This window comes from Streptomyces sp. NPDC000229 (assembly GCF_040300825.1).
In the GTDB taxonomy this organism is placed as follows: domain Bacteria; phylum Actinomycetota; class Actinomycetes; order Streptomycetales; family Streptomycetaceae; genus Streptomyces.
On sequence record NZ_JBEPEL010000059.1, the window covers coordinates 36,094 to 47,348 of the forward strand.

General features: G+C 70.6%; 10 protein-coding genes. 8 read left to right on the forward strand and 2 right to left on the reverse strand.

The annotated features are described in order from the left end of the window. Window positions 1-193 precede the first annotated feature (193 nt). From kdpF to ABT360_RS25085, 4 genes are read left to right on the forward strand one after another with little or no spacing between them, the layout of a single operon-like run. On the forward strand, window positions 194-283 hold the full coding sequence (gene kdpF, locus ABT360_RS25070; RefSeq protein WP_351820640.1) for a K(+)-transporting ATPase subunit F: 90 nt from the start codon (window positions 194-196) through the stop codon (window positions 281-283). 8 nt (window positions 284-291) lie between these two features. After that, the gene (gene kdpA, locus ABT360_RS25075; protein ID WP_351820643.1) at window positions 292-1,956 is read left to right on the forward strand and encodes a potassium-transporting ATPase subunit KdpA; all 1,665 of its coding nucleotides are present in this window, start codon (window positions 292-294) and stop codon (window positions 1,954-1,956) included. Then, window positions 1,953-4,085 (forward strand): potassium-transporting ATPase subunit KdpB, encoded by a 2,133-nt coding sequence (gene kdpB, locus ABT360_RS25080; RefSeq protein WP_351820646.1) that lies wholly within the window; start codon window positions 1,953-1,955, stop codon window positions 4,083-4,085. Before kdpA ends, kdpB begins: the two co-directional genes overlap by 4 nt. A gap of 6 nt (window positions 4,086-4,091) precedes the next feature. After that, window positions 4,092-4,763, forward strand: a complete 672-nt coding sequence (locus tag ABT360_RS25085) for a potassium-transporting ATPase subunit C (RefSeq protein WP_351820649.1) — start codon at window positions 4,092-4,094, stop codon at window positions 4,761-4,763. 549 nt (window positions 4,764-5,312) lie between these two features. On the opposite strand, the gene ABT360_RS25095 is transcribed toward ABT360_RS25085, so the two are convergent. Further along, window positions 5,313-5,876 (reverse strand): hemerythrin domain-containing protein, encoded by a 564-nt coding sequence (locus ABT360_RS25095; protein WP_351820651.1) that lies wholly within the window; start codon window positions 5,874-5,876, stop codon window positions 5,313-5,315. 374 nt (window positions 5,877-6,250) lie between these two features. Here ABT360_RS25095 and ABT360_RS25100 point away from each other — a divergent pair, with 374 nt between their 5' ends. From ABT360_RS25100 to nadE, 3 genes are all read left to right on the forward strand, one after another. Further along, a complete protein-coding gene (locus ABT360_RS25100; RefSeq protein ID WP_351820654.1) occupies window positions 6,251-6,727 on the forward strand; it encodes a DUF1360 domain-containing protein in 477 nt (158 codons plus the stop codon). Between the two features lie 373 nt (window positions 6,728-7,100). Further along, window positions 7,101-7,754: a maleylpyruvate isomerase N-terminal domain-containing protein gene (locus ABT360_RS25105; RefSeq protein ID WP_351820657.1), complete on the forward strand. Its 654-nt coding sequence runs from the start codon at window positions 7,101-7,103 to the stop codon at window positions 7,752-7,754. A 108-nt stretch (window positions 7,755-7,862) separates the two neighbouring features. Next, window positions 7,863-8,693, forward strand: coding sequence for an ammonia-dependent NAD(+) synthetase (nadE, locus tag ABT360_RS25110; protein WP_351820660.1), 831 nt, complete (start codon window positions 7,863-7,865; stop codon window positions 8,691-8,693). A gap of 471 nt (window positions 8,694-9,164) precedes the next feature. On the opposite strand, the gene ABT360_RS25115 is transcribed toward nadE, so the two are convergent. Continuing rightward, on the reverse strand, window positions 9,165-9,638 hold the full coding sequence (locus ABT360_RS25115) for a carboxymuconolactone decarboxylase family protein (protein WP_351820663.1): 474 nt from the start codon (window positions 9,636-9,638) through the stop codon (window positions 9,165-9,167). Between the two features lie 46 nt (window positions 9,639-9,684). Between ABT360_RS25115 and pdxR the strand changes: the two genes are divergently transcribed. Further along, window positions 9,685-11,127 (forward strand): MocR-like pyridoxine biosynthesis transcription factor PdxR, encoded by a 1,443-nt coding sequence (gene pdxR / locus ABT360_RS25120; protein ID WP_351820666.1) that lies wholly within the window; start codon window positions 9,685-9,687, stop codon window positions 11,125-11,127. The last annotated feature ends 128 nt before the right edge of the window (window positions 11,128-11,255 follow it).

Genomic DNA, 11,255 nt, shown 5'->3' on the forward strand with positions numbered 1-11,255 from the left:
CCATCAAACTGCCGCCCATGGCCGTAAGGGCACCGTCAAGGGCGGTCGTGACCGCTCGGAACCACGCTTTCCTCTAGAGGTCCGTTTCCACCGAAACCTCTCAGGAGTTCGCGATGGCCGATGTGGCCTTCGTCGTCACCACGGTCGCGGTGTTCGCGCTCGTGGCCCGTGTCGCCAAGGGGGTGGCGAAACTGTGACTGCCGAGAACGTCGTCGGCCTGATCGTGGCCGTCTCCCTGCTGGGTTATCTGATCCTCGCCCTCATCAAGCCGGAGAGGTTCTGAGCACGAACATGAACCCCCTCCTTGCGGCCGTCCTCCAACTGCTCGCCCTGATCGCCGCACTCGCCCTCGCCTACCGTCCCCTGGGCGACCACATGGCTCGCGTCTACTCCTCCGACCGCCACCTGCGTGTCGAGAGATGGATCTACAGGGCCATCGGTGCCGATCCCGCCGTGGAGCTGCGCTGGAGCGCCTATCTGCGCGGTGTCCTCGCCTTCTCGGCGGTAGGTGTCCTGTTCCTGTACGGCTTGCAGCGGCTCCAGGGGACGCTGCCCGGTTCCCTGGGCTTCGCGTCCATCGATCCGGATCAGGCGTTCAACACGGCGGCGTCGTTCGTGTCGAACACCAACTGGCAGTCGTACTACGGCGAGCAGGCCATGGGTCACGTCGTGCAGACCGGTGGCCTGGCCGTGCAGAACTTCGTCTCGGCCGCCGTCGGCATGGCCGTCGCTATCGCGCTGGTACGCGGCTTCGCCCGGTCCCGCACCGGCGAGCTGGGCAACTTCTGGGCCGACCTCGTCCGCGGGGTCGTCCGCATCCTGCTGCCGCTCTCCGTCACCGGCGCGATCGTGCTGGTCGCGTGCGGGACCATCCAGAACTTCGCCGGCATCCACGAGGTCGGCCAGTTCACGGGCGGGACCCAGGCGTGGAACGGCGGCGCGGTCGCCTCGCAGGAAGTGATCAAGGAGCTGGGTACGAACGGTGGCGGCTACTTCAACGCCAACTCCGCACACCCCTTCGAGAATCCCAACGCCTTCACCAACCTCTTCGAGATCCTTCTGATCCTCCTCATCCCGTTCTCGCTGACGCGCACCTTCGGCCGGATGGTCGGCAGCGTCCGGCAGGGGTACGCGATCCTCGCGACGATGGCCGCCATCTGGGCCGGCTTCGTCCTGCTGATGTGGGCGACCGAGTTCCACGGCCACGGCCCGGCCTTCGAAGCCGCGGGCGGTGCGATGGAGGGCAAGGAGACACGCTTCGGGATCGGGGCGTCGTCGATCTTCGCCGTGTCGACCACGCTCACGTCGACCGGCGCGGTGGACGCCTTCCATTCGTCCTTCACCGGCCTGGGCGGCGGAATCACCATGCTCGGCATGATGCTGGGCGAGATCGCGCCCGGCGGTGTGGGATCGGGCCTGTACGGGATGCTGATCATGGCGATCATCGCGGTGTTCATCGCCGGTCTGATGGTCGGCCGGACGCCCGAGTACCTCGGCAAGAAGATCTCCACTCGCGAAATCACCTTCGCCGCCTGCTACCTCCTGGTCACCCCGGCGCTCGTGCTCTGCTTCACCGCCGCGGCCATGGCCCTGCCGACCCCGGTGAACTCGATGACCAACTCCGGTGCGCACGGCTTCTCCGAGATCCTGTACGCCTACACCTCGGGCGCCAACAACAACGGCTCCGCCTTCGCCGGCCTGGACGCCGACACCCAGTGGTTCAACACCACCATCGGCCTCGCGATGCTCCTCGGCCGGTTCATCCCCATGGTGTTCGTCCTGGCGCTGGCCGGCTCGCTCGCCGAACAGACCCCCGTACCGAGGACCGCGGGAACCCTGCGTACCGAGAAGCCGCTGTTCACCGGCCTGCTGGTCGGCACGATCGTCATCATCACCGGGCTGACCTACTTCCCGGCGCTCGCGCTGGGCCCGCTGGCCGAAGGACTGGCGTCATGAGCATCGACGTGAAGAACCAGGACCACTCCGTGCCCACGGCCACCACGGCCTCCGCGCCGCACCACGACCTGCCCACCGGTCACCAGCCGCGGCAAAGGCACATCGGGAACGGCCCGTTCAGCCCACGACACCTGCTGAAGTCCTTCCCCGGCGCGCTGCGGAAGCTCGACCCGCGGGTGATGGTCACCTCACCGGTGATGTTCGTGGTACTGGTCGGCTCGGTGCTGACCACCGCTCTCGCCATCACCGACCCGACCGACTGGTTCGGCTGGGCCATCACCGGCTGGCTGTGGCTGACCACGATCTTCGCCAACCTGGCCGAGGCGGTGGCCGAGGGCCGGGGCAAGGCGCAGGCCGACACCCTGCGCAGGGCCAAGACCGACACGGTCGCCCGCCGACTGGTGGACGGGGCCGAGGAACAGGTGCCGGGCACCGAGCTGCGCCTCGGCGACCTGGTGGTCTGTGTGGCCGGTGACATCATTCCGGGTGACGGTGACGTCGTCGAGGGTGTCGCCTCGGTCGACGAGTCGGCCATCACGGGCGAGTCGGCGCCGGTCATCCGCGAGTCCGGCGGTGACCGGTCCGCGGTCACCGGCGGTACGAAGGTGCTCTCGGACCGGATCGTCGTGAGGATCACGACGAGGCCCGGTGAGACCTTCATCGACCGCATGATCGACCTGGTGGAGGGCGCGGCCCGGCAGAAGACGCCGAACGAGATCGCGCTCAACATCCTGCTCGCCTCGCTGACCATCGTCTTCCTGCTCGCCGTCGTCACCCTGCAACCCTTCGCGACCTACGCGGGCGCCGGGCAGAGGATGATCGTGCTGATCGCCCTGCTGGTCTGCCTCATCCCGACCACCATCGGCGCGCTGCTGTCCGCGATCGGCATCGCGGGCATGGACCGGCTCGTCCAGCGCAACGTCCTCGCGATGTCGGGGCGGGCGGTCGAGGCCGCCGGCGACGTCTCCACGCTGCTGCTCGACAAGACCGGCACCATTACCCTCGGCAACCGGCAGGCCGCCGAGTTCGTCCCGGTCAAGGGCACCACTGCGGCCGAGCTCGCCGACGCCGCCCAGCTGTCGTCGCTGGCCGACGAGACCCCCGAGGGCCGCTCGGTCGTCGTCCTCGCCAAGGAGCAGTACGGCCTGCGCGGGCGCCACCGGGGGGAATTGACCCACGCGGAGTGGGTGCCGTTCACGGCCCGGACCCGGATGTCGGGCGTGGACGTCGACGGGCGCAAGGTACGCAAGGGAGCGGCCGGTTCGGTCGCGGCGTGGGTGAAGGAGCGGGGCGGACGTGTCGCCGAGGACGCGCAGGCGCTCACGGACCGGATTTCACAGGCTGGTGGCACGCCGCTGCTGGTGGCTGTGGAGGACGGTGAGGGCGCGCGCGTCCTGGGCGTCATCCACCTGAAGGACGTCGTCAAGGACGGCATGCGTGAGCGGTTCGACGAACTGCGCCGCATGGGCATCAAGACCGTCATGATCACGGGTGACAACCCGCTCACTGCCAAGGCCATCGCGGACGAGGCCGGGGTCGACGACTTCCTCGCCGAGGCGACGCCCGAGGACAAGATGGCGCTCATCAAGCGGGAGCAGGCCGGCGGGAAGCTCGTCGCGATGACCGGTGACGGTACGAACGACGCCCCCGCCCTGGCCCAGGCCGACGTGGGAGTGGCGATGAACACCGGCACCTCGGCCGCCAAGGAGGCCGGGAACATGGTCGACCTCGACTCCGACCCGACCAAGCTCATCGAGATCGTCGAGATCGGCAAGCAACTTCTCATCACCCGGGGCGCGCTCACCACGTTCTCCGTCGCCAATGACGTGGCGAAGTACTTCGCGATCATCCCCGCGATGTTCGCCGTGGCCCATCCCGGCCTGGACAAGCTCAACATCATGGGTCTGGCCTCTCCGCAGTCCGCGATCCTCTCCGCGGTGATCTTCAACGCGTTGATCATCATCGCGCTCGTACCGCTCGCCCTGAAGGGGGTGACGTACCGGCCGATGAGCGCCGACCGGATGCTCCGGCGCAACCTCGGGGTCTTCGGCCTGGGCGGACTGGTCGCCCCTTTCATCGGCATCAAGATCATTGACCTGATCCTCTCCTCTCTCCCGGGAATCGGCTGACCTGCCATGAACAACTCCATCGGAAACACTGCCCGGTTGGTCGGGGCGGGGCTGCGTGCCCTCCTGGTGCTGACGCTCGTGTGCGGTGTGATCCACCCGCTCGCCGTGACGGGAGTCGCCCAGGGTCTCTTCCACGACAAGGCCAACGGCTCGGAGATCACGAGCGATGGCGAGGTCGTCGGCTCCGAACTCGTCGGCCAGCGCTACGACCTGCCACGGAAGGCGGGGGAGGAGACGCCGTCTCCCGACCTCAGGTGGTTCCAGCCGCGTCCGTCCAACGGCCTCGGCACCAACACCGTCAACACGCAGTACACGCTGATCCTCTCCGGCGCGACCAACCGGTCCGGTGACAACGACGAACTGCTCCAGTGGGTCGAGGACGCCAAGAAGGCGGTCATCGAGGACAACCGGGCCAAGGGCTACGAGGTGAAGCCCTCGGACGTGCCGGCCGACGCCGTCACCTCGTCCGCCTCCGGACTCGACCCTCATATCTCCCCCGAGTACGCCAGGCTCCAAGTCCATCGCGTCGCCGAACGGAACCACCTCGACGTCCGGGCGGTGGAGCAACTGGTCGAGGACCACGTCGAAGGACGGATCCCGGGCTTCATGGGCGAGCCCCGGGTCAACGTCCTGCGGCTGAACATCGCCCTGAGGGAACTCACCGAGAAGGTGAGGTAGTGCGTCGCGGTGGTTCCAGTGGCGGATGAGGACGCCGATGGTGTCGGCGTCGACGAATTCGCCGGGACCGGGGTTCTCGATGGTGTCGGGTTCGCCGAGTGGCGTGAAGGGCTCGTCGCCGTGCGCGGGGCGGATGCCGCGTCGCCGGTGACGTGGTCCGGGGCGAAGGCGCGTCGGCGGGCAGGCCGTGCCGGACGGAGACGGCGTTGCAGGAGTCGACGGCCGGGGCCGACGCCGCAGCGCGCGATGCGTCGTCCGACCGTCGCACCGTGCCGGGTGCGGCGGTGCGGTGGGCGTCGTACGACGGGCCGACCGCGTCGAGCGGTCGGGCATGGTGCGCCGCGGCGTCATGGCGCGGTCGGCGTCTCCAGCCGACGCGGCGCTCTCCCCGTGCTCCTCACGACCGGAGGCGGGCACCGCGGCACACCGGCCGTGTTTCCTCACATCAGCCACTCAAACCCAAAATCACTCATCTGAGCGAGGGGCTGCTCAGGCTCCCCTCTTGGCCGGCCCTCTTGGCCGGCCCGGGCCCAGGGGTGGACCCGCGTCTCAGGCCCGCTTGCCGCGCCCGGTGAGCATGTCGCGGACCCGGTCGACCATCCCGGTTCCCGGCGCCAGGATCTTGTTGAGCGGCGGGGTGTCGGGAGCGGAGGGGTGCGGGCGGGTCGGCGCGGTCTCTTTGGCCCGCCGCACCTTTTCGCCCAGCTCATCGAGCATCCCGGCCGGGCACACCTCGGCCAGCAGATGGAAGAGGCGGTCTTCTTCGTCCCGGACGTGTTCGGTGACCGACGACTTCAGCCGGGTGACCAGGGTGTCGAACCGCGCATCACCGGGCCGGCAGCCCTCCAGGTCCTTCAGGAGGCGCTCCACCTCGCTGTGGTCGGCGATCTCCTTGTCCGCCAGGTCGTCACCACCGTCCACGTACCGGCGGACCACCGGGTACAGATGCTCCTCCTCGGCGACCGCGTGCCGGATCAGCTCCATGGTGAGCCGGTCGGCGAGGACCCGGCGCTCGGGGTCGTCGGCGGGGTGCGCTTCGATCTGCGCGAACAGGGCGTCCACCTCGCGGTGGTCCGCTGTCAGCTCCTCGATGACGTTTCCTCCGTGGCCCATCTTGGGGGCTCCCTTCCGTTCCATTCAGGGTTCGGTTCACCGTGCTGGTCGCCGTACGCCGGTGCCCCGCGGTCCGTCCACTGCACGAGCCGTTGGCGGGATGCGCATCGGTACTGCTTCCTTCACCATGGCCCGTGAGGGTGCTGACGCCGGCCGATGCCCGGAAACGGGGCGCATATGACGGCGCCCCGCGTCCATGCCTTCCACAGTGGCGCGGAGGCCTCTCGGATACGGCGTGCCGCTCACCCGGACAGCCCATGTGCGCGCTGCCGGCACATTGGATGGCAGCGTGGCTGATTGACCGCCTCCCATAGGGGGCACTCGCCGACCGAACGACGAGAGGGGTGCCGGTGGGCGAGCACGAGGACGTACCGATGACCGATGATGAAGCCGACGAGCGGCCGATGAGCGGTTACGCGATGGCGTTGGCGGGTTACGCCGCCTACGCCGGAGGATTGGCCGCCTTGATCCGACGCTACGGATCCCCCCCGGAGCGGCATGACGTACAGGACATCGCCCTCACCGCGATCGCCACCTTCCGGATCAGCCGTCTCCTGACGAAGGGTGCGGTCACCAGCCCGCTGCGGACGCCCTTCACCACGTACGAGGGCACGCAGGGGCCGGCCGAGGTCAGCGAACGACCGCGCCACGGGCTGAGGCACACCATCGGTGAGCTGCTGACCTGCCCGTTCTGCATGAGCATGTGGGTGAGCACCACCTTGACCGCGGGGCGCTTCCTGTGGCCCCGGGCGACCCGGTCCGTCCTGGCCGTCACGGCCTCCGTGGCCGGGGCCGACGCGCTGCAACTCGCCTACAGCGGCCTCATGGACAAGGTGACTGGCGGCGACTGACGCCGCCGGGGCACGGAGCCCGCCGCGCTCGCCGGACTCGGCCGACCGGCTGAGTGACCGGTGCCGTCGGCGGCTTCACGGGGTGCAGGACGCTGGTCGGAACCGCCGGCAGGGAGCGTGCGATCGATGTGGCCTCGTTCCGGTGTACGGCCGCCGCACCGCCGGAGCGACACTCTGAGTCCGGCCGTCGGAACGCAGCAGCCCCCTCCGGCAGCGGTTCGCACCGAGGAACGCGTACGCATGCGTGGGTGCACGCCCGGTGCGGCACCCGCATCGGCCGGGCGATCGGCGGCACGAGCAGCGGGCGGGCGTGCGGGCCGGCGCCCTCGGTATGCGCTTGTCCGCCGTTCCCGTGAGGCACTACCGTGCCCGAGTGGACCTCTTCTCACGCTCCTGGACGGCGTTGCGCACGGCGGTCGACGAACTGTCCGACCAGGACTGGGAACGGCCGTCCGGCTGTACCGGCTGGCTCGTGAGGGACCTGGTGTGCCACCTGATCATTGACGCCCAGGACGTCCTGATCACACTCGTCACGCCCGCCGAAACCGAACCGACCGTGGACTCGGTCACCTACTGGGAGCTCGTCGAGCCCCCGACGGGCGAGGACCCGCTCGACGCGCTGATTCCCCGGCTGGCCGCGGCGTACGGCGAGCCTAGGTGGCTCAAGTTCCACTTCGACGACGTGGGCTCCGCCGCCGGGCGCGCCGCCGAACTCGCCGACCCGGGCGCGCGCGTGGGCACCCGCGACGAGGTCCTGACGGTCGGCGACTACCTGTCGGCGTACGTCATGGAATGGACGCTGCACCATCTCGACCTGATCGCGCACCTGCCCTCGGCCGCCGACCCGCCCGCCGAGACCCTCGCGGCCGCCCGCGCGGCGCTGGAAAAGATCGCCGGGGCACCGGTTCCGGCGTCGTTCTCCGACAAGGACGCCCTGCTGGTCGGGACCGGGCGTCGCGCTCCGACGGCCGCCGAGAAGGCCGCGCTGGGCGGGCTGGCCGTGAAGGTCCCGCTCGTGCTCGGCTGAGCGGACGGAGTGGGCCGGCCGCCCGGGGCCGTCCGCCCCGGACTCACCGGACACCCCCTGGGTAGGCTGGGCGCGACACCTCACCGTGAACCGGAACAAGGAGCAGACGTGAGCGAGCCGGCGTCCATAGCCCTGCAGCAGGAGATCGCCCGGGAACTGGAGGTCGCCGAGGCCTTCGACGCCGAGCGGGAGATCGAGCGCCGGGTGGCCTTCCTCGCCGAGCGGCTGACGTCCACCGGTCTGCGCTCCCTCGTGCTCGGCATCAGCGGCGGCGTCGACTCCACCACCACCGGCCGGCTGTGCCAGCTCGCCGTCGAGCGGGCCCGGGCCGCCGGGCACGAGGCCCGGTTCTACGCGATGCGGCTGCCCTACGGGGTCCAGGCCGACGAGCACGACGCCCAGCTCGCGCTCTCCTTCATCCAGGCCGACCACGTGCTGACCGTCGACATCAAGCCCGCGAGCGACGCCGCGCTCGAGGCCTCGCTGGCCGCCGGCGTGAGCTTCCGCGACGCCCGCCACCAGGACTTCGTACACGGCAACATCAAGGCCCGGCAGCGCATGATCGCCCAGTACGCGGTGGCCGGCGCGCACGACGGCCTGGTCGTCGGCACCGACCACGCCGCCGAGGCGGTCTCCGGCTTCTTCACCAAGTTCGGTGACGGCGCCGCCGACCTGGTCCCGCTGACCGGCCTGACCAAGCGCCGGGTGCGCGCGGTCGCGGACGCCCTCGGCGCGCCCGCGGAGCTGGTGTGGAAGACACCGACGGCCGACCTGGAGACCCTCGACCCGGGCAAGGCCGACGAGGACGCGCTCGGCGTCACCTACGACGACATCGACGACTTCCTGGAGGGCAAGCCGGTGGACGAGCGTGTCTTCGAAACGATCCTCCACCGCTACCGCCTCACCGACCACAAGCGCCGGCTGCCCATCGCCCCGTGACGATATCCGGCCGTCCTGCCCGGCACGGGGCGGCCTGATCCGACGCACGCCGCTCCACTGCGGTCGCCGCAGCCGACGGCCGGCGGTCGACGTGGCGCAGCGCAGAGCCAGGGCCCGGGCACCGCGTACGGTGATCGACTCCACGCGCGGATCGCCGAGTGTCCTCGCCCTGGAGCGCTCGGGAATCGCCGCCTGGACGTTCTCGGCCTCGCCGCCCGCCCGTCGCTCCGGCCTCGTCACCGTCACGGCTGCCGTACCCGCGGGCGAACGGGCCTACCGCGTACGGGGCATGGCGGCAGTCGACGCCGCTGCCCTGGCCGCCGTTGCCCCGGCCGGGGACCCTGGAGGAGTTCCTGGAAGCCCCCGTCATCCAGAGACCTGATTCCGGGTCACTGGCTCGACGACCGTCGCTGAACGCGCCGAGGGCGCCGGAAAGTACGGCCCCGCATGTGCGTCCGGCCGGGCGGTGGGTCAGCGGAGTTCGTCGGTGCCCCGGGCCTTGGCGGTCGTGAGGGCGATACGGTTCCATGTGTTGATCGTCAGGATCAGGGCGATGAGCCGGGCCAGTTCGGTGTCGTCGAAGTGCTCGGCGGCACGGCGGTAGACGTCGTCGGGCACGCCGTCGGCGATCCGGGTGACGGCTTCGGTCAAGGCCAGCGCCGCCCGCTCTTCGGGGGCGAAGAAGTGCGCCGCGTCCCGCCACACCTGCACCATGTGCAGGCGTTCTTCGCTCTCGCCCGCCTTGCGCGCGTCGGACGTGTGCATATGGAGGCAGTACGCGCAGCCGTTGAGCTGCGAGGCGCGGATCTGGACCAGTTCGACCAGTGCGGGATCCAGGCCGTCGCGTGCGGCGGCGTCGAACCCGACGAGGGCTTTGAACACCTGCGGCGCGGAGGTCGCGAAGTCGACTCGGAAGGGGCGGGAGACCGCGGTGCCGTTCGTCATGCGATTAGCCTAGGTGCCCGAGAGACCGACAGAAGGGTGCAGTAAGGTGCCGGAATCCCGGGTCAATTCCGCCCACGAGGCAGGCTCGGACCTGCATCTTGAGCTGTCGCCCGCAGGACCCCGCCGCGCGGCGGTGGCGGCGGCCCTGCGTGAGGCGGTGCGGACCGGGCGGCTCACGCCGGGCACCCGGCTGCCGCCGTACCGCTCGCTCGCCGTCGACCTGGGGGTGGCCCGCAACACGGTGGCGGACGCGTACGCCGAACTGGTCGCCGAAGGGTGGCTGACCGCCCGGCAGGGCTCCGGCACCCGGGTCGCCGAGCGGGTCGCCGCCAAGGCCCAGCGCGTCCCCAAGAAGGCCCCGGGCGACGAGTCGGGCGCCCCCCACAACCTCCGGCAGGGGCAGCCCGACGCGACGTCCTTCCCCCGCGCCGCGTGGGCAGCGGCCGTCCGCCGGGCGGTGACCGCCGCACCGCACGACGCCTTCGGCCCCGCACACCCCCAGGGCCGTCCCGAACTCCGGCGCGCGCTGGCCGATTACCTCGCCCGGGCCCGCGGGGTGTGCGCTTCACCGGAGCAGATCGTCGTCTGCGCCGGGTTCGCGCACGGGCTGCGCCTGCTGTTCGGTGGCGGTGTGCTGTCCGGACCCCTCGCCGTCGAGCCGTACGGGCTGCCGTTCCACCGCGGCATCCTGGCCGACGCCCGAGTGCGCACCATCCCCATGGGGCTGGACGCGAAAGGTGCCAGGACCGACCGGCTGGCGACGCATCCGGGCACCTCGTCACGGCACGGCGCACGTGCCGTTCTGCTCACCGCCGCCCACCAGTTCCCCACCGGAGGCCCCCTGCACGCGACGCGCCGTGCCGCGGCCGTCGACTGGGCGCGGGCTCGGGGCGGCGTGGTGCTGGAGGACGACTACGACGGCGAGTTCCGCTACGACCGCGAACCCGTGGGCGCCGTGCAGGGACTCGATCCCGGCCACGTCGTCTACATGGGCTCGGCCAGCAAGAGCCTGTCCCCGGCGATCCGGCTCGGCTGGCTGGTGCTGCCGCCGCACCTGGTCGACGACGTACTCACGGCCAAGGGGCTGCGTGAGGCGTGGACGGGCGTCACCGACCAGCTCGCCCTCGCGGAGTTCATCGAATCCGGACAGTACGACAAGCACATCCGCCGTATGCGGCAACGCTACCGCGCCCGCCGCAACCAACTCGTCGCAGCGCTGGCCGAGCACGCCCCGCACATCGCGGTGACCGGCGTGGCGGCCGGACTGCACGCCGTCCTGCGCCTGCCGCCGGGCACCGAGGCCTCCACCGTCAAGGCGGCCACGTGGATGGGCGTCGCACTCGACGGCCTCGCCGGCTTCCGCCACCCCGACGCCCCCGAACCTCACCAGGACGGGCTGGTCGTCGGCTACGCCACGCCCCCCGAGCACCGTTACCGACCCGCACTCGACGCGCTGTGCCGGGCCCTGCCGCCCCTCCCCGACGCCTGAGCCGTACTCCGCGCCCCGACGGAGCGGCCGAGAACGCCAAGAAGCGTGGTGCCGCCCCACAGAGGGGGGGCCCCAACAAGGGCAACCATACGGGCGACCCATCACCGACAGCCCCCAGTCGGCAACTA

Bases quoted from the DNA above. Each gene is read 5' to 3' on its own strand.
- kdpA (WP_351820643.1), top strand. From the start codon at position 292: ATGAACCCCCTCCTTGCGGCCGTCCTCCAACTGCTCGCCCTGATCGCC.
- kdpB (WP_351820646.1), top strand. From the start codon at position 1,953: ATGAGCATCGACGTGAAGAACCAGGACCACTCCGTGCCCACGGCCACC.
- ABT360_RS25085 (WP_351820649.1), top strand. From the start codon at position 4,092: ATGAACAACTCCATCGGAAACACTGCCCGGTTGGTCGGGGCGGGGCTG.
- ABT360_RS25095 (WP_351820651.1), bottom strand. From the start codon at position 5,876: ATGGGCCACGGAGGAAACGTCATCGAGGAGCTGACAGCGGACCACCGC.
- ABT360_RS25100 (WP_351820654.1), top strand. From the start codon at position 6,251: ATGACCGATGATGAAGCCGACGAGCGGCCGATGAGCGGTTACGCGATG.
- ABT360_RS25115 (WP_351820663.1), bottom strand. From the start codon at position 9,638: ATGACGAACGGCACCGCGGTCTCCCGCCCCTTCCGAGTCGACTTCGCG.